Source organism: Ruegeria sp. HKCCSP351 (assembly GCF_017872535.1).
GTDB lineage: Bacteria > Pseudomonadota > Alphaproteobacteria > Rhodobacterales > Rhodobacteraceae > Ruegeria.
In genome coordinates, this window is record NZ_JAEDOV010000001.1 from 676,857 (window position 1) to 695,117 (window position 18,261).

Annotated in this window: 13 protein-coding genes; 9 read left to right on the forward strand and 4 right to left on the reverse strand. The window is 58.0% G+C overall.

What is annotated here, in order from left to right:
• Window positions 1-47 precede the first annotated feature (47 nt).
• A complete protein-coding gene (locus I9182_RS03340) occupies window positions 48-821 on the reverse strand; it encodes a 3-hydroxybutyrate dehydrogenase (protein WP_209503782.1) in 774 nt (257 codons plus the stop codon).
• Between the two features lie 300 nt (window positions 822-1,121).
• Between I9182_RS03340 and I9182_RS03345 the strand changes: the two genes are divergently transcribed.
• Together I9182_RS03345 and I9182_RS03350 are read left to right on the forward strand one after the other, a co-directional pair.
• Window positions 1,122-2,939, forward strand: coding sequence for an extracellular solute-binding protein (locus I9182_RS03345; protein WP_209596459.1), 1,818 nt, complete (start codon window positions 1,122-1,124; stop codon window positions 2,937-2,939).
• 553 nt (window positions 2,940-3,492) lie between these two features.
• Window positions 3,493-3,732: a hypothetical protein gene (locus I9182_RS03350; protein WP_209503780.1), complete on the forward strand. Its 240-nt coding sequence runs from the start codon at window positions 3,493-3,495 to the stop codon at window positions 3,730-3,732.
• Here I9182_RS03350 and I9182_RS03355 read toward each other — a convergent pair.
• Window positions 3,721-4,344, reverse strand: a complete 624-nt coding sequence (locus I9182_RS03355; protein WP_209503779.1) for an XRE family transcriptional regulator — start codon at window positions 4,342-4,344, stop codon at window positions 3,721-3,723. The genes I9182_RS03350 and I9182_RS03355 overlap by 12 nt on opposite strands.
• A gap of 65 nt (window positions 4,345-4,409) precedes the next feature.
• On the opposite strand from I9182_RS03355, the gene I9182_RS03360 reads away from it, so the two are divergent.
• The 4 genes from I9182_RS03360 to I9182_RS03375 all read left to right on the forward strand — a co-directional run bounded on the left by I9182_RS03360 (window position 4,410) and on the right by I9182_RS03375 (window position 9,585).
• A complete protein-coding gene (locus I9182_RS03360; protein ID WP_209596461.1) occupies window positions 4,410-5,927 on the forward strand; it encodes a class I adenylate-forming enzyme family protein in 1,518 nt (505 codons plus the stop codon).
• Window positions 5,924-6,583 carry a DsbA family oxidoreductase gene (locus tag I9182_RS03365; protein ID WP_209596463.1) on the forward strand — a complete coding sequence of 220 codons (660 nt, stop codon included), beginning with the start codon at window positions 5,924-5,926 and terminating at the stop codon, window positions 6,581-6,583. The genes I9182_RS03360 and I9182_RS03365 overlap by 4 nt, the downstream gene beginning before the upstream one ends.
• 76 nt (window positions 6,584-6,659) lie before the next feature.
• Window positions 6,660-7,868: a multidrug effflux MFS transporter gene (locus I9182_RS03370; RefSeq protein WP_209596465.1), complete on the forward strand. Its 1,209-nt coding sequence runs from the start codon at window positions 6,660-6,662 to the stop codon at window positions 7,866-7,868.
• Window positions 7,869-7,926: 58 nt separating this feature from the next.
• The gene (locus tag I9182_RS03375; protein WP_209596475.1) at window positions 7,927-9,585 is read left to right on the forward strand and encodes a hypothetical protein; all 1,659 of its coding nucleotides are present in this window, start codon (window positions 7,927-7,929) and stop codon (window positions 9,583-9,585) included.
• 142 nt (window positions 9,586-9,727) lie between these two features.
• Here the strand turns inward: I9182_RS03375 and mfd are convergent, their stop codons facing one another.
• Window positions 9,728-13,186 (reverse strand): transcription-repair coupling factor, encoded by a 3,459-nt coding sequence (mfd, locus tag I9182_RS03380; protein ID WP_209596477.1) that lies wholly within the window; start codon window positions 13,184-13,186, stop codon window positions 9,728-9,730.
• Between the two features lie 21 nt (window positions 13,187-13,207).
• Window positions 13,208-13,732 carry a component of SufBCD complex gene (locus I9182_RS03385; RefSeq protein ID WP_209596720.1) on the reverse strand — a complete coding sequence of 175 codons (525 nt, stop codon included), beginning with the start codon at window positions 13,730-13,732 and terminating at the stop codon, window positions 13,208-13,210.
• 119 nt (window positions 13,733-13,851) lie between these two features.
• Here I9182_RS03385 and hemB point away from each other — a divergent pair, with 119 nt between their 5' ends.
• The 3 genes from hemB to I9182_RS03400 all read left to right on the forward strand — a co-directional run bounded on the left by hemB (window position 13,852) and on the right by I9182_RS03400 (window position 18,194).
• Window positions 13,852-14,850 (forward strand): porphobilinogen synthase, encoded by a 999-nt coding sequence (gene hemB / locus I9182_RS03390; protein ID WP_209596478.1) that lies wholly within the window; start codon window positions 13,852-13,854, stop codon window positions 14,848-14,850.
• Window positions 14,851-14,993: 143 nt separating this feature from the next.
• Complete coding sequence (locus I9182_RS03395) at window positions 14,994-15,566, forward strand: YSC84-related protein (protein ID WP_209596481.1); 573 nt, start codon at window positions 14,994-14,996, stop codon at window positions 15,564-15,566.
• 165 nt (window positions 15,567-15,731) lie between these two features.
• Window positions 15,732-18,194 (forward strand): penicillin acylase family protein, encoded by a 2,463-nt coding sequence (locus I9182_RS03400; RefSeq protein WP_209596483.1) that lies wholly within the window; start codon window positions 15,732-15,734, stop codon window positions 18,192-18,194.
• Window positions 18,195-18,261: the final 67 nt, after the last annotated feature.

The window sequence follows — 18,261 nt, forward strand, 5'->3', positions numbered from 1 at the left end:
TTTTCAAAAATACTCCGGGGGTTTGGGGGCAGCGCCCCCAAGGCCAATCACAAGGCGGTCCAACCGCCATCGACAGAAATCGTGGTTCCTGTGATCTGCGCCGCCGCGTCTGAGCACAGGAAAATGGTTGTTCCGCCCAGTTGCTCAACCGTGGCGAATTCCTTGGAAGGTTGCCGTTCCAGAAGCACGTTTTTCACAACCTCCTCGCGGCTCATATTATATTCTTTCATTGTGTTCGGGATCTGGGCCTCGACCAGAGGCGTCAGCACATAGCCCGGGCAAATAGCGTTGCAGGTGATCGGTTCTTGCGCGGTTTCCAGTGCAACGGTCTTGGTCATCCCTACCACCCCGTGCTTGGCGGCAACATAGGCTGCCTTGAACGGCGACGCCGTCAGGCCGTGAGCCGATGCGATATTCACTATCCGACCCCATCCCGCCTTGCGCATCATCGGCAGCGCGGCAGCGGTCGTGTGAAAGGCCGAGTTCATGTTGATCGCGATAATCGCATCCCATTTATCCACCGGGAACTGATCGATCGGGGATACATGTTGAATGCCCGCGTTGTTCACGAGAATGTCGCAAGATCCGGCCTGTTCAATCAGCGCGCGGCACTCTTCACCTTTTGACATGTCCGCCTTGATGTAACGTGCTTTGGTTCCGGTCTCTTTGGCAATCTCAGCGGCCAGCGCGTGATCTTCGTCACGGTCCGTAAAGGAATTCAGGACGACATCCGCTCCGGCCTTCGCCAGCTCACGCGCGACCCCCAGACCGATGCCAGAATTAGATCCCGTGATGATTGCTGTTTTGCCGGAAAGGCTCATGACCGTTCTCCCTGATGCGATGATTTGGTGCACAATGCCATGCTGCACCTGCAAAGAAAACGGGGAAACACACCGGTCCGAAATCCCAGCCTGACACTTCTCAAGCAGCCAAAAAAAACGCCCGCACGAAGCGGGCGTTAAGTTATTGAGGCAGGTTTCATACAGGCAAGAAACCTATCGAGCAGTGCATCCTTTATAAGCAATTCCACGCCTTCGTCCAAGCTAAAAGTTTGATAATATGAAAAATCATCACTACGGTGAATCCCAACAAAATAAGGCCAGAGCAGGATTGTTTCCAAAATGAGCCCGGATTTTCTCCGACCGTTTCGACCACTTGTGGCGGGAATCGCCAGCATTTTCATGATCTCTGTCGCCCATGCAGAATCGTCTCATGGCATAGCTATGTATGGGGACCCGGCCCTACCACCGGATTTTGTGTCCCTACCCTATGCCAACCCCGATGCGCCCAAAGGCGGTAAAGTCGTTTTCGGAAATACCGGCGGCTATAACAGCCTGAACCCGTTTTTGCAAAAAGGCACCTCGCCCTGGCAATTGCCTTTTTGGACCCATGAAAGCCTGATGGGGCGATCCTGGGACGAACCTTTCACACTTTACGGGCTGTTAGCCGAATCAGTTGAGACGGCTCCGGACCGGTCGTGGGTTGAATTTACCCTACGGGAAGAGGCCCGTTTTTCTGACGGCACCCCGGTCACGATTGACGACGTGATCTGGTCATACGATACGCTCGGTACTCAGGGGCATCTGCGCTATCGCGGTTTTTGGGACAAGATCGACAGGATCGAACAGACTGGCCCGCGTTCGGTTCGGATTACTTTCAACGTGCCGGATCGCGAACTTGCCCTTCTCGCAGGGATGCGTCCGATCCTGCAAAAGGCGCAGTGGCAGGACAAGGAATTTGCCGACGCCGCTTTGCACGATGTCCCAATCGGCACCGGCCCTTATGTGATCGAAAGCTATGAGGCGGGGCGCTATGTGAACCTTCGTCGCAACCCCGAATATTGGGGGCAGGATATCCCGTTCCGTCGCGGCACCATGAATCTGGATGAAATGCGGATCGAGTTCTACGGCGACGGCAGCGTCCTGTTCGAAGCCTTCAAAGCCGGTGAGCTATCAGCGGTGCGTGAGTTCAACGGCGACAAATGGGACACGCAATACAGCTTCCCCGCCGTTCAGCGCGGCGATGTCATCAAGACCGAGATCCCGCATGGCAAACCGTCAGGCATGACCGGGTTCGTGATGAACACCCGCAAGGCCCCGTTCGACGACTGGCGCGTTCGCGAGGCCCTGACGCTGGCCTTCAATTTCGAGTTCATCAACGACACGATCACTGGTGGGGCGCAGCCACGGATTACGTCCTACTTCTCGGGCTCAGACTTGGCCATGCAGCCCGGACCGGCCCAAGGGCAGGTAAAAGCCCTGCTGGAACCCTTTGCCTCGGATCTGATCCCCGGCACGCTGGAGGGGTATGAGCTGCCGAAGGGCGACGGTTCAGCCCGCAACCGCGCAAATATTCGCAAAGCCACCAAACTGTTGACCGAAGCGGGTTGGACCGTTCAGGACGGGGTTCTGCGCAACACGAATGGTGACCCGTTCAAAATGACGGTCTTGCTACAGCAGGGGGATAGCGAGATGGCGTCGGTGGTCGAGATTTATTCCCGCGCGCTGGAACGACTTGGCATTCAGGTCATGACGGAACAGGTCGACAACGCGCAGTATGTCGGGCGCACCGGGGAACTGGATTTTGATGTTACGCCTTTCCGGCGTGCTCTTTCACTGTCTCCCGGCAACGAACAGCGTTTGTATTGGGGAAGCGAGAACGCGGACACACCCGGTACACGCAACCTGATGGGCGTGGCCTCGCCCGCTGTTGATGCTATGATTGACGCCATGCTTGCCTCGGAAACACCTGAAGATTTTACCGCTGCAACCCGCGCGCTTGACCGGGTTCTGACGGCCGGTCGCTATGTCATCCCGATCTGGAGTTTTGATGTTGGGCGGATTGCCCATATCCGCGAGCTCAAGTTCCCTGAGACTGTGCCAATCTATGGCGACGGACCGCAATACATGCCGGAAGTGTGGTGGTACGACGCCGGGTAATCACTTGAACATCAGGGCAGCCGGGCTTTGCACGACACCGGCTGTTCTCCGCACGGTGTTGGCGGACCCCTTGAAAAACGCGATTCCTTCGCGCTTCCAGCACGATTGGCCCCGGAAAACCACGCCTGTCGGCGGAATTCAGCACATGGCCGTCACACTAGGGATACGTTTCGCGACAGCAGGTCGCAGCATCAGATGCAGGCCATATCGGATGCCGGATGATCCCATGAGACGCACCTTCAGCCTGCTTCGGTCAACGTTAAAAGCTGCATTGAATCGCGGTATTTAGACATAGCCCAAAGATGGAGGTCGCCTTTACAACTCGCGCGCCGGGAATACCCGGTTCCGCACCAAACAGGTCTCCTGATCCGCAGGTGCTTTAAACAGTTTCAAGCCTGCCGCCCTGTTGCGGCAGGTATTGCAGAGGCACAATCTTGTAAAAGGAATGCAGTGGCATGCTGCGACATTTTGTCATGTCTTCCCTAACGGCACCCATTACGTACCCTAAAGAGGGGGAGAGCAGTCCTAAACGCTACATAAGGAAAGCTCATACATGATGAACTGGACGGATCTGACACAAGACTGGAATGCGGCCTACGCACGTGCAAAGCGGCGTTTTCCGAATTTGCGTGACCAGGACATGATGCGCGTATCAAAAGATCGTAAAGGGTTCGAAGCCTATCTGGCAGAGCGTCACCAGTTAACCATGAACGAAGCTCATGAAGAGGTCGAAGATTTCCTGTTCACCGAAGGTCTGAACAGAGAATTCTGCCGCGCCTCGCTAAGCAAGTGATGTGACCCAAAGGATTGTCGCATCTTCGTCACTGACGGAGATTACGTTATGGCCCATGCTGCCATCGTAATAGGCGCTGTCACCCCTACGCATTTCGACCGGCTCATAGAACTCGGTATAGAGCCGGACAACACCAGTCAGAACATACATGAACTCTTCGCCATCGTGGCGCACCCAGCCGTCGAATTCGTCCATGGACCGTGCCCGAACCCGCGCACGGTAGGGCAGCATGTGCTTCTTGGTCAGGGTTTCAGCCAGCAACTCATGCTCGTAGGTCGTTGTCGCATGGGCCGCCCCTTCGCCCATCCGGGTAATCGCCATCCGACCGATGACCTGGTCCCGCTGCGGCGGTGTGAAAAGCTGAGGCACCGAGATTTCCAACCCAACCGCAAGCTTTTTGAGCGCGTCATAGGTAGGTGACATCTGCCCGTTCTCGATCTTGCTGAGGGTCGAACGGGCCAAACCGGCCTGACTGGCGGCCTGCTCCAGCGTCCATTTCCGCGCTTTTCGCAATTCGCGCACGCGCGCGCCAAGGTCCAGCGGTTCAACTTCGGTGTGATCGCCGGAATCGCGGGCAATTCGGATCAGGGATTTGGGATCTTGGGTGCTCATGCCATTCTCTATAGGCTTGGCCAGCCGCGCTTGCAACGCGCCAGACACCGCGTTAGCCAATGGCCATGTTATCTGTCTTCGATCAGGGGGCGCCCGCGCCCTGCCCCGCACCGTTCAATCTTGCGGCGCATGTCCTTGGCCGTGCCGATCAGGTTCCTGACAAAGTGGCTTTGTCGGTATTAATGCCCCACGGCGCGCAGGACTGGACCTATCGCGACCTGCAATCTGCCGTGTTGGGCACAGGCGCGGGGTTGCTGCAATCAGGTCTGACACCCGGCGATACCGTTCTGATGCGGCTCGGCAATACGGTGGAATTCCCGATTGCCTATCTGGGCGCGATTTCAGTGGGTATCATTCCGGTGCCGACTTCGTCGCAACTGACGGAACCCGAAACCGCCAGAATGATCGACGATCTGTCCCCGGCTGCGGTTCTTCGTGATCCCGCTGTCTCATGCGCGCCTCATCCCAGACAGATCGAGTTGGATGCATTAAAGGCCATGCGCGACATTCCACCCGCCAGCTATGACCTGGGCGACCCCGAGCGCATGGCATATGTCGTCTACACCTCGGGAACCTCGGGCAGTCCGCGTGCCGTGGCCCACGCCCATCGGGCAATCTGGGCGCGGCAGATGATGGTCGATGGTTGGTATGGTCTGCGCGCGTCCGATCGGCTGTGTCACGCCGGAGCGTTCAACTGGACCTATACACTTGGCACCGGGCTGATGGACCCGTGGACCATCGGCGCAACCGCCTTGATCCCGGAACCGGGCACGGACATCTCCGCCTTGCCCGCTCTGCTCCGCCAGCATCGCGCAACGATCTTTGCTGCGGCACCGGGGGTCTTTCGCAAGTTGGTGCAGGAGTATGAGCAAATCAGCTTGCCTGACCTGCGCCACGGTTTATGCGCGGGGGAAAAGCTTTCGCGCGCCCTGCACGAGAAATGGTCAAGCGCCACCGGTACGGAGTTGTTCGAAGCCTATGGCATGTCGGAATGCTCGACCTTCATATCCTCCAGCCCGGCCCACCCTGCGCGCGGCGACGCATTGGGGCACCCGCAACCGGGTCGTCGCGTGGCCATTCTGGGCCCGGACGGCCCGGTGCCGCAGGGGCAAGAAGGCACCATTGCCATTCATCGGTCTGACCCCGGATTGATGCTGACCTACCTCAATGCACCCGATGAAGTTGAAACCCGGATGCAAGGCGAATGGTTCCTGACCGGAGATCAAGGGGCAATGGCAGTGGACGGCCAGATCAGTTATCTGGGCCGGGACGACGACATGATGAATGCCGGAGGCTACCGCGTGTCCCCGGTCGAGGTCGAAGCTGCCCTGTCCCGTTTTCCCGGCATCACGCAGGTCGGCGCGGCTGCGGTCGAGGTCAAACCGGACACATTTGTGATAGCAGCCTTCTATACCGGCCCGGAAAAGCTGGACGATGCGGCCCTGCGCGCCTATGTCGAGGCCAATCTGGCACGTTACAAACAACCGCGCGCCTTCATCCACCTGTCAGCGCTGCCCACCGGCGGCAATGGGAAACTCCTGCGCCGGGCGTTGCCGGCCTATTTCGAGGCACCAGCCACATGACCCAGACCGTCAAGCTCGACATCCTGTCCGATCCGATCTGCCCGTGGTGCTATATCGGCAAAACGCATCTGGACAAAGCATTGGCCAATGTGCCCGAGCACCCTTTTGTCATCGAATGGCATCCGTTTCAGTTGAACCCTGATATGCCGGACGCAGGTATGGATCGTCGCGAATATCTGGAACGCAAGTTCGGCGGCAAGGACGGTGCCGTGCGTGCTTATGCGCCCGTGGTTGAACATGCTGAAAACGCCGGTCTAAAGATCGACTTCGAAGGCATGAAGCGCACGCCCAACACGCTGGATGCACATCGTCTGATCCATTGGGCCGGGATCGAAGGCAAACAGAATGCCGTGGTTGACGCGCTGTTTGTCGCCTACTTTGTTCAGGCCCGCGATATCGGCGACCCTGAGGTTCTGTCCGACATCGCAGACAGTGCCGGAATGGACGCCGCAGTGGTCATGAAGCTGCTGAAATCCGACGCTGACCGCGAGGATATTCGAAACCGCGACACCCACTCACGCGAAATGGGCGTCAGTTCGGTCCCGACCTACATAGTTGCCAACCAACATGCCGTTCCGGGTGCTCAACCGCCTGAAATGTGGGAGAAAGTGATCGCCGAGATCATGTCTCAACTTGAGGCTTCTCCTGCAGAATAGCACAGAGGTCTGTGCGAATTTCCAGTCTGGTCTAACCCGATTCACCGTGATAGCGCGAACAGGTTAGGAGTGCTTCATGGCCAACCGCATGTCGAAGGCGGAATTCATTGCGCTGATCGCAATGATGTTCGCCACTATCGCGTTTTCGATCGATTCAATGCTGCCTGCCCTGCCCGAAATCGGCGCGCAGCTTAGCCCCGATGACGTCAATCGCGCCCAACTGATCTTGACATCCTTCGTTTTGGGAATGGGTATCGGTACATTCTTTACCGGCCCGCTATCGGATGCGCTGGGGCGCAAGCCAGTGATCTTTTGCGGTGCGCTTTTGTACATTGCGGCTTCGGCTGTGGCCTGGGCTAGTTCTTCGCTGGAGCTTGTGCTGATTGCGCGTGTTGTGCAGGGTCTGGGCGCTGCCGGGCCACGTGTCGTGGCGATGGCCATCATCCGTGACCTGTATTCGGGCCGGGAAATGGCGCGCATCATCTCAATCGCTATGATGATATTCACTTTGGTACCAGCAGCGGCCCCGATGCTGGGCGCGGGCGTTATTGCCCTCTTCGGTTGGCGCGGGATATTCATGTCCTTCATCCTGTTTGCCCTGATCGTCGTGATGTGGATGAGCACACGACTGCCCGAATCCCTGGCTGTCGAGAACCGCCGTCCCTTCCGTCTGCATCTGATGATTGCGGCCTTGAACGAAATGTTCGCCCATCCCACCGTGCGCTTGTCTATCTTCGTGCAGACCTTGTGCATGGGGACCTTGTTCACCATGCTGACTATGGTGCAGCCGGTCTATGACGTGATCCATGATCGGGCCGACAGCTTTCCCTTCTGGTTCGGATTTGTCGCCCTGATGTCAGGTTCGGCCAGCCTTTTGAACGCAGCTTTGGTGGTGCGCGTCGGGATGCGCCGGATGGTCACATTCGCCTTCGGCGCGCAGATAGCCATCACGTCTGTCGTCATCATCCTGAACATGGCGAACCTTTCGCCCGATATGTCATTTGCCCTGTTTGTCTTCTGGCAGACGATGGTCTTTTTCATGGCTGGTGTAACAATCGGCAATCTGAATGCCATTGCCATGGAACCCATGGGCCACATCGCAGGCATGGCCGCGTCGGTTGTCGGGTCGATCTCAACAGTAATGGCTGCGGCAATCGCCGCGCCGATCGGGCTTCTGTTCAACGGGTCCATCGCGCCTTTGACAATCGGCATTCTGAGTATGTGCGTTCTGGCATTTGGCCTGATGATCCACATGGGTCGCATCGAAGAACGGCTGCCAGCCTGACCTGTGAATCGGGGGTGAAACACGCTATCCTACCCAGAGCTTAAGGGGAGGAACTGCGATGTGCGATTACTACGATCTGGGCAACTATTCCTGCCCGGTTTCCACTTCCAGCCCGGAAGCTCAGCTGTGGTTTGACCGTGGCCTGAACTGGACATACGGCTACAATCACGAAGAGGCGGTGGTCTGTTTTCAACGCGCGGCCGAGCATGATCCGAATTGCGCAATGGCCTATTGGGGTGTCGCGTATGCCGCCGGACCAAACTACAACCTCCCGTGGGACCTGCTGGATGAGAGAGGTCGGGAAGAAGCGTTGGCACGGTCTTACGACGCGATGCAGAAAGCCCTTGGTCTGCTCACAGGGTGCACTGCCGTCGAACAGGCCCTGATTCAGGCCCTGCCTGCGCGTTACCCGCAACGTGATCCGGTGGAGGACATGCACCAATGGGACCACGATTTTGCCGACGCGATGCGCGCGGCATTTGCGGCACACCCGGACCACCTCGACTTGCGTACCATCTATGTCGAAGCGCTGCTGAACCTGACACCATGGCAGATGTGGGATTTGAAAACGGGCCAACCCGCCCAGGGCGCGGCAACGAAGGAAGCGCAGGATGCGCTTGAATGGGCCATGGCAAACGATCCGTCTGCGATGTCTCACCCGGGCCTGCTGCACCTCTATGTTCATTTGATGGAGATGTCTCCAACACCAGAAAAAGCCCTGAAAGCAGGGGATATCCTGCGCACATTGGTTCCGGATGCAGGCCACTTGGTACATATGCCGACACATATCGATGTGCTCTGCGGACATTACCACAACGTTGTGCACTGGAACGAAAAAGCCTCGGAAGCCGACCTGAAATATTACGAGCGCGAAGGCGCGTTCAACATCTACACAGGCTATCGACAGCACAATTATCACTTTGCCATATACGGTGCGCTTTTTCTTGGACAGATGGAACCGGCCCTACGTGCCAATCAGGCATTGTGGGACACAACGCCGGAAGTATTGCTGCGCATCGAAAGCCCCCCGATGGCCGATTACTTCGAAAGCTACATGTCCATGGGCCCTCATATCCTGATCCGGTTTGGCCGCTGGGACGAGGCCAAGGCGCTGGAACTGCCCTCAGACCCAGACCTGTTCCGCACCCTGACGGCCACAACGCACTACGCGCGCGCCATCGCTCATGCAGCAACCGGTGATATCGCCAATGCCGAGGCCGAAGAAAATCTGTTTCTTGCCGCCAAAGAATGCGTTCCGGAAACACGTAGGCTGCACAACAACCGTGTGATTGACCTGCTGGAAATTGCGCGGGAAATGCTGCGTGGTGAGATCGAGTACCGCAAGGGCAAGTTTGAAATCGCGTTTGCCCATCTGCGCCGCTCGGTCGAGCTGGACGATACCTTGCCCTATGACGAACCCTGGGGATGGATGCAGCCCACCCGCCACGCGCTTGGCGCGTTGCTGTTCGAACAAGGTCATGCGGCAGAAGCGGAGGCCGTCTATCGCGAAGATCTAGGCCTTGGCGGCTCGCTCAGCCGCGCTTCGATCCATCCCGACAACGTGTGGAGCCTGAAGGGGCTGTACGATTGTCTCAAAGCCCGCGGGGAAGATGTTGAAATCCTACAGGTCAAACAACGTCTGGATCTGACTCTGGCCCGCGCTGATCGGGCGGTTGTAGCGTCCTGTTTCTGTGCGCAGGCTGCAATGCGTGTTTAGGCGGGAATCGTGCTGACGCACGATGCCTCCGGCGGGGATATTTTTAGCCAGATGAAGCAGGGATCCGCTTCTTCATCTGGCCGTAAGTATCCCGGGGGAGATGCGCGGAACACGCAGCGGGGGCAGAGCCCCCTCTCACATCTCAACCTGCTTTGACCTTTTTTTGCGCCGCGACCACTTTTTCAGCGAGATCCCGGGCAATTGCAAAAGCCCCTTTGATCTTGTCGCTGTCCTTTTTCCAGTCCCGGCGCACGACGATTTTGTTGTCTTTGACCTTGGCCATACCGCGTTGATTCTGAATGAACGCAACCAGTCCCTGCGGCGAGGCGAATTTGTCATTGTGAAACTGGATGGTCGCGCCTTTCGGCCCGCCGTCAAGCTTTGCGATCCCGGCGCGTTTACACATGGCCTTGATCCGCACAACCAGCATCAAGGTATTCACCTCTTTCGGCAATTTGCCAAAACGGTCGATCAATTCCGCAGCAAAGCCTTCCAGTTCGACTTTTGTCGACAGCGATGACAGGCGGCGATAGAGCCCCAAGCGCACATCCAGATCTGGCACATAGTTCTCGGGGATCAAAACCGGCACACCCAGATTGATCTGCGGGGCCCATTGATCGTCCGCATCCGACAGCCCCTCCATTTCACCGGCTTTGATTTTGGCAATCGCCTCTTCCAGCATAGATTGGTAAAGCTCATAGCCGACATCTCGCATCTGGCCGGATTGTTCTTCACCCAACAGGTTGCCCGCACCACGTATGTCCAGATCCTGCGAGGCCAGAGTGAACCCGGCCCCCAACGTATCCAGCGAGCCCAGAACACGCAGGCGTTTCTCGGCGGCAGCGGTCAATTTCTGACGCGGTTTGGTGGTCAGGTAAGCATAGGCACGGGTTTTCGAGCGCCCCACCCTGCCCCGGATTTGATAGAGCTGCGCAAGGCCAAACATGTCCGCGCGGTGCACGACCATCGTATTCGCCGTCGGAATATCCAGCCCGCTTTCGACGATTGTCGTGGCCAGCAGCACGTCGAATTTCCCGTCATAAAACGCGTTCATTCGATCATCGAGCTCACCCGCTGCCATCTGGCCATGGGCGACCACGTAAGTGAGCTCAGGCAGTTGATCTTTCAGAAATTCTTCGATCTCAGGCAGGTCCGAAATGCGCGGTACAACATAGAAACTCTGCCCCCCACGATAGTGTTCACGCAGTAGCGCTTCTCGGATTGTAACGGCATCGAACTCGCTGACATAGGTGCGGATCGCCAGTCTGTCGATTGGAGGTGTTCCGATAATCGACAGGTCGCGCACGCCGGTCAACGACAGTTGCAGCGTGCGCGGGATCGGTGTCGCGGTCAGGGTCAGCACGTGAATGTCTGAGCGCAGCTGTTTCAGCCGTTCCTTATGGCCCACGCCAAAATGCTGTTCCTCGTCGATGATCAAAAGCCCCAGATTGTTGAACCGTATGTTCTTGGCCAAAAGCGCGTGCGTTCCGATCACGATGTCCACTGTCCCGCGGGCCAGCCCGTCACGGGTTTTCTGGGCTTCTTTCGACGAAACAAAGCGCGACAATTGCCGCACCTCCAGCGGGAATCCCCGAAAGCGCTCCCTGAAACTCGCGGCATGCTGGCGGGACAGCAGGGTGGTGGGCGCTACAACCGCAACCTGAACGCCCGACATGGCGGCGACAAATGCGGCGCGCATGGCAACCTCGGTCTTGCCAAAGCCGACGTCACCGCAGATCAGACGATCCATTGGTGCGCCGGAATGGATATCTTCCATCACATCCGAGATCGCTCGCAACTGGTCTTCGGTTTCCTGATATGGGAACCGCGCGCTGAATTCTTCCCACGCGTGGGGCGGCGGATCCATGACCGGGGCTTTGCGCAGCGCGCGTTCAGCGGCGATGCGGATCAGCTTATCGGCCATCTCGCGGATGCGCTCTTTCAGCTTGGCCTTCTTTGCCTGCCATGCGCCACCGCCCAAACGGTCCAGCAGACCTTCGTCATGGCCGTATTTCGACAGCAATTCTATGTTTTCGACCGGCAGGTACAGCTTCGCCTGTTCGGCATATTCCAGCAACAGGCATTCATGGGCGGCACCGGCTGCGGTGACGACCTCCATTCCCATGTAACGACCTATGCCGTGATCCACGTGAACAACCAGATCACTAGGGCTGAGCGATTGGGTTTCGGTCAGAAAGTTTTCGGCCTTGCGGCGCTTTTTGGGCTGACGGATCAGCCGGTCGCCCAGCACATCCTGTTCAGCGATCACTGTTAGATCAGGAGTTTCAAACCCGTTCTCCAACGCCCAGACGGCAAGGTGCAAGCCGCGTTTACCAATACGGGTGCCGTTGGCCACATGTATCGCCTCGGCCAACCCTTCGTCTTCGATCAGGCCGGTCAGGCGTTCCCGCGCACCGTCAGAATATGAGGCAATCAGCACCGGGCCTTTGTCGAGCTTTGCAGTTATGTGACTGGCCAAAGCACCGAACAAGCTGATGCTTTCCTGCTGGCGTTCCGGCGCAAAATTGCGCCCAATACGCCCGCCTGCGTCGATGACACCGGGGCCAGAGGCTTGCGGCAGCGGGCTGAACTGCAATACCCGGCGATCCGCGACAGCTGCCTCCCAGGCGGTATCGTCAATATACAGCAACCCCGGAGGTGTGGGTTTATAGACCGTGTCCATGCGGGATCGGTTTTCCAGCGCCAGCCGCCGGGTTTCGTACTGATCGGCAATTGTATCCCAACGCGCCAGCCGCGCAGGCGTCACCTGATCATCGACAGTGATCACCGCATCCGGCAAATAGTCGAATAGCGTCTCAAGTTTTTCGTGGAAGAACGGCAGCCAGTGTTCGATCCCCTGATGTTTGCGGCCCGCGCTTACGGCCTCATACAATGGGTCATCTGTACCGGCGGCACCAAATTCAATGCGATAGTTCTGGCGGAACCGGGTTATCGCGGCCTCGTCCAAGATGACTTCAGACACTGGTGCAAGTTCAACGATGTCCAGCTTTTCGGTTGTTCGCTGAGACGCCGGATCAAAGCGGCGCGCGCCGTCCAGGACGTCACCGAACAGGTCCAGCCGAACCGGGCCCGTCTCTCCCGGAGGGAAGATGTCGATGATGCCTCCACGGATGGCGTAATCGCCGGGTTCCATTACCGTTGGACTCTGGGTGAACCCCATGCGCACCAGAAAGTTTCGCAGCGCGGTTTCATCTATGCGATGGCCAACTCGGGCTGTAAACGCCGCCTCTCGCAATACCTCTCGTGCCGGGACGCGTTGGGTCGCGGCGTTCAGCGTGGTCAGCAATACATACTGTTGGGGCATCTGGTGGACCAGCGCCACCAGAGTAGCGACGCGCGCCGCCGAGATATCCGCATTTGGCGAGACCCGGTCATAAGGAAGGCAATCCCAGCCCGGAAACACAAAGACAGGCATCTGAGGCGCAAAGAACGCCAGTGCGGCGCGCATCGCTTCCATCCGCTTGTCATCGCGTGCGACATGGGCCACCGGCCCCTTGCTGCGGGCAATCTCGTTCAGCACCAGCTGCGCGTCAAACCCTTCGGGGGCACCGCCAACTGTCACGTGGTTCGGAGCCTTCATCGCCTCGCCTTTCAGAATCTTCTATCCCAGAACGCCAATCGAAAGGTTCTGATACATGCCCCAGAACGAAGTGACCAGTATCGAGATCATACCGATGATCTGGGTATACAGTCGGCAGCGGGAAATTGTTTTAGAGACAGTTTCGAGCGTCAAGTCCTGCCGCCTGAGGCGCCTTGCGTGTGCAATGTTCACCAAAAGCACCAAGGTCATTGGGAACAAAAGCAAAAAAAGGGCCTGCGCGAACTCAACATCATAATAGAACCCAAGCGTAGCCATCCCGGTAAACAGAAAACATCCAAACGCCAGAAGGATGGTTCCAGACATGTCGACAATCAGCAGAATCCGGTTTGTATGGATGCGAACGATGTCGAGCAGATCGGTTTCGACCTGACCTCCGATCCGGCGGGCGCGGACAACCAGATCGTATGGGATGCCCATCACCCAGTGGCTGGCCGACGACCAGAGTACCGCCAGTACGATCCAGAACCACAGATTCGAAAAGCTGCGCATGTCGATGAGTTCAAAGATCGAAGAGTACCAGTCCAAACCCAACCCTTTATTCGCACTACTCAGGGGGGTTCCATCTAGGCGCGCGTCCATTGATACCCTTGAGACCTTTGTGAATTCATGCCACCCAATGCACGAATGTTCAAGGAGAACGCGCCATGAAACCGACCATTGCCCCATTTCCCATGACCCGCTTTCGCCGCGCCCGTCAATCACAGGCAATTCGTGCGCTGGTGCGTGAGAACACACTGACAACGGATGACCTGATCTGGCCGGTTTTCGTGCGCGATGGCGAAGGTATTGAAGAGCCCGTGCCTTCGATGCCTGGTGTGGTTCGCAGATCGGTTGACCTGATTGCCAAAGCGGCAGTCGAGGCCCAGGCCCTTGGGATTCCTGCGATTTGCCTCTTTCCCTATACCGACCCTGCGCTGAAAACCGAAGACTGCGCCGAGGCATGGAACCCCGACAACCTGTCAAACCGGGCCATTCGGGCAATCAAGGCGGCGGCTCCGGACATTGCCGTAATGACGGATGTGGCACTTGACCCGTATAACATCAACGGCCACGACGGATATGTCGTTGACGGAGAAATCGTGAACGACCAGACCGTCGAGGCTCTGGTAAAGATGACGCTGGCGCAGGCCGACGCCGGTGCGGATATCATCGGCCCGTCTGACATGATGGACGGCCGGATCGGGGAAATGCGTCGCGCGCTGGAAGGTGCAGGCCATCACAACGTGACGATCCTCAGCTATGCCGCAAAATACGCCAGTGCGTTTTATGGCCCCTTCCGCGATGCGGTCGGTGCATCGGGGGCCCTGACGGGCGACAAGAAGACCTACCAGATGGACCCCGCAAACTCGGACGAGGCCTTGCGCCTGATCGAACGCGACCTGACTGAAGGCGCGGATATGGTGATGATCAAGCCGGGCATGCCTTATCTGGATATCTGCCGCCGCGTGAAAGACAGTTTCGGTGCGCCGACATATGCCTATCAGGTATCGGGCGAATACGCGATGATTCAGGCCGCAGCCCAAAACGGTTGGATCGATGGCGAGAAGGTGATGCTGGAAAGCCTTCTGGCCTTCAAACGCGCCGGATGCGACGGAATTCTGACCTATTTCTCTCCTCAGGTTGCACGCATTCTGCAGGGATAAAGCCCGCAAGTTTCGCGATATTTCGCCGATAAGATTGCCTGAACGGGCAGCTTTCCCGTGACACATCGCCCTGATCGGCGTATCCTTGCCGCCAAGACCGGGATCACCCGGCATATCAGGCACAGTTACAGAGATATAAAACCATGAGCAGCTCCAACTCCCCCCGACTGAATCGTCGCGGCTTTGCCTTGGGCATGGCAGGTCTGAGCTTGACCGCCGCCTGCGGCAACGGTGTCGGCAATTCCAACGCAGCAACAATCGACGCCCGTGTCGATGCCACCCTGACCGAGATGTACAGCCGCTATCCCAATACGGTTGAGATTGCGAACAAGGCCAACGGCATGCTGGTCATGCCGCTGATTACCGAAGCCGGTTTCGTGTTCGGTGGCGGTTACGGTCGCGGCGCGCTGCGCATCAACGGTGCAACAGTTGACTTTTACTCGGCCGTCAAGGGCACGGCCGGGCTACAGATCGGTGCGCAGCAATATGCGCATGTTCTGTTTTTCATGACCGAAGACGCCCTAAACGACTTCCGTCGTTCCAGTGGTTGGACAGCCGGAGCGGATATTGGCTATGTGGTCAGCGATCAGGGCGATTCCCTGTCGACAGACACAACGACACTGCGCTCGCCCGTTCTGGCTGCCATTTTCGGACAGGCTGGGCTTCAGATCGGTGCGACCGTGGAAGGCACGAAATATACCCGCATTATTCCATAATTCGGGCATCCCACTTCTTCCGACGAACCCCATCACGGCGGAATGCTGCGGTGGGGTGTTTGTTTTCATCCTTTCCGCACAGGTTCTTGCCGCGTTCCTCTTTCGGTTGGACCCGCCATCCACTAATCTCCGCGCAACCTTCATGTACTAGAATTTGGGGCAGTAATGGGTCTTGTTTTCCGCTGGCTGGTGCGCATCGTGTCGGGTCTGATCATGCTGATCCTCGCTGCAATGGGCCTTGTCTATTTTCTGGCCAGCCAATCCCTGCCGGATTATGACCAGACGCTCGAAGTCAACGGGTTGACCGCTCCGGTTGAGATCGTGCGCGACACCGCCAATGTGCCGCACATTCTCGCCCAAGATGACCCGGATGTGTTTTTCGGTCTTGGATATGCCCACGCGCAGGATCGGTTGTGGCAGATGACGGTCATGCGCCGCACTGCACAGGGTCGCTTGTCCGAGATCTTTGGACCGCGCACCCTGCGCGTTGACAAGCTGCTGCGCCGGTTGGATCTGTACGGCCTTGCCCATCGCTCGGTTGAGGTACAGGACGACTATACCAAGGCCGCCCTTCGTGCTTATGCGGCCGGGGTCAACGCACGCCTGACCGAGATCAACGACGAGGCATTGGGGCGCGGCGCGCCTGAAATGTTCCTGTTCAATGCCCCCGTCTCACCCTGGCAACCGGGCGACAGTATTGCCGTGATCAAACTTATGGCACTGCAACTGTCCGGTCACCTGACAGACGAGGTGCTCCGGGCGCGTACGTCTTTGATGCTGAGCAATCCTGACAGACTGGCAGACATTCTGCCCGATGTTCCCGGCCCCGGCATTGCTGCGCTGCCTGAATACGCTTCGCTGTTTCCCAACCTTCCGCGCTATGCCGCTGGTACGAGTTTTCCCGAAACGCCTCTGTCACCCCTTCCCAAACGCGGGCTGGCGGGCGCATCAAATGCCTGGACCGCTGCGCCTTCGCGCTCGGCAAGCGGTGGGACGTTGCTGGCCAACGACCCACATCTGGGCTTCACTGCACCCGGCGTGTGGTATCTGGCGCATCTTGGTCTGGCAAAGGGAAGCGTCATTGGGGCTTCGATCCCTGGTATTCCCGCAATCATGACCGGACGCAGTGACCGTTTGGGTTGGGGGGTGACGTCGTCTTATCTTGACGACCAGGACATTCATATTGAACAGCTGAACCCGGAAAACCCCGAAGAGTACCTGACCCCGGATGGCTATAAGGAATTCCAGACCCGTCCTTCGATCATTGAAATCAAAGGGGAAGCTCCGGTTACACTGACGCTGCGCTGGACTGAGAACGGGCCAGTGTTGCCCGGTACGGATTACAAGCTAGAAACCATCACACCGCCCGGCCATGTGGCGTCTTTGTCCTGGACGGCGCTCAGCCCGCAAGACACTTCGATGACGGCGTCCATGGCCCTGATGAACGCGGACAACGTGCAGGACGCCGTAACCGTGGCCCGGCAATTCATTGCGCCCTCGCAGAACTTGTCACTGGTCGACAAAACGACAATAGGGATGAAACTGATCGGCGCTATGCCCCGGCGTGATCTGCAAAACCAAAGCCGCGGACGCATTCCGACACCCGGCTGGATCGAGGCCAATCGCTGGCAAGGCCGCCTGCCCTATGCCGACAACCCGGAATTCGTGGCCCCCGTCGGCGGCGTTCTGGGTAACACCAACAACAAGATCATCGACCGCCCGTTCCCGGATCATGTGTCCTACGAATGGGGCGACACTCAGCGCGTGCATCGCTGGGAACGTCTGATGCAATCGCGTGAGGTGCATACCCGCGATAGTTTCATCGAAGCGCAACTGGATACGGTCAGTTTCACCGCGCGCTCTTTGCTGCCGCTGATCGGCGCTGACCTGTGGTATACCGGTGCTTCGGCCCCCGAAGGGACGCCCGAACGCCAGCGCCAGATTGCGCTGTCGCTGCTGGCCGACTGGAACGGCGAGATGAACGAGCACCTGCCCGAACCGCTGATCTACGCAGCCTGGGTGCGGGCGCTTCAAATCCGCCTGATCTCGGACGAACTTGGGCCGCTGGCCAGCGAATTCAAACATGTCGAGCCCCTGTTCATCGAGCGGGTCTATCGTGACATTGATGGCGCCGGTGTCTGGTGCGATGTACGACAAAGCGCGCCGGTTGAAACCTGTACCGAAATGGCTCGACTTGCGCTGGATGATGCCCTGATCTGGATCACTGAACGTTACGGTAGCGCACTGGAATCCCTGCGCTGGGGTGATGCCCATCAGGCAACCCACGACCATCCGGTTCTGGGGAACGTGCCGATACTTCGGTATTTTGTGAACATTCGCCAATCGACCAGTGGCGGCGACAACACCTTGCTGCGCGGGCGCACGTCGGGCGAAGGGCTCGACCCGTTTCAGAATGTGCACGGGGCGGGCTATCGCGGTGTGTATGACTTTGCTGATCCCAACAGTTCGGTCTTTATCACGGCTACCGGCCAATCGGGCCATTTCCTGTCGCGCTATTACGATGATCAGGCGCAGCTGTGGCGGCGTGGCGAATATATTCCCATGTCGCTGGACCTTGACCTTGCCCGCGCCGCTGCTGTCGGAGTGACCAATCTGATCCCACGTTAAGCATCAGGGTTTCGGCGACTCCCCGCCCCTTTTTGCCCGGACCGTGGACGCCATGCGGCAGTTTCGC

Excerpts from the sequence above, each read along its gene's own strand:
- I9182_RS03360 (WP_209596461.1), top strand. The coding sequence starts at position 4,410 with ATGTTATCTGTCTTCGATCAGGGGGCGCCCGCGCCCTGCCCCGCACCG.
- I9182_RS03355 (WP_209503779.1), bottom strand. The coding sequence starts at position 4,344 with ATGAGCACCCAAGATCCCAAATCCCTGATCCGAATTGCCCGCGATTCC.
- I9182_RS03395 (WP_209596481.1), top strand. The coding sequence starts at position 14,994 with ATGAGCAGCTCCAACTCCCCCCGACTGAATCGTCGCGGCTTTGCCTTG.
- I9182_RS03370 (WP_209596465.1), top strand. The coding sequence starts at position 6,660 with ATGGCCAACCGCATGTCGAAGGCGGAATTCATTGCGCTGATCGCAATG.
- I9182_RS03345 (WP_209596459.1), top strand. The coding sequence starts at position 1,122 with ATGAGCCCGGATTTTCTCCGACCGTTTCGACCACTTGTGGCGGGAATC.
- hemB (WP_209596478.1), top strand. The coding sequence starts at position 13,852 with ATGAAACCGACCATTGCCCCATTTCCCATGACCCGCTTTCGCCGCGCC.
- I9182_RS03400 (WP_209596483.1), top strand. The coding sequence starts at position 15,732 with ATGGGTCTTGTTTTCCGCTGGCTGGTGCGCATCGTGTCGGGTCTGATC.
- mfd (WP_209596477.1), bottom strand. The coding sequence starts at position 13,186 with ATGAAGGCTCCGAACCACGTGACAGTTGGCGGTGCCCCCGAAGGGTTT.
- I9182_RS03350 (WP_209503780.1), top strand. The coding sequence starts at position 3,493 with ATGATGAACTGGACGGATCTGACACAAGACTGGAATGCGGCCTACGCA.
- I9182_RS03365 (WP_209596463.1), top strand. The coding sequence starts at position 5,924 with ATGACCCAGACCGTCAAGCTCGACATCCTGTCCGATCCGATCTGCCCG.
- I9182_RS03340 (WP_209503782.1), bottom strand. The coding sequence starts at position 821 with ATGAGCCTTTCCGGCAAAACAGCAATCATCACGGGATCTAATTCTGGC.
- I9182_RS03375 (WP_209596475.1), top strand. The coding sequence starts at position 7,927 with ATGTGCGATTACTACGATCTGGGCAACTATTCCTGCCCGGTTTCCACT.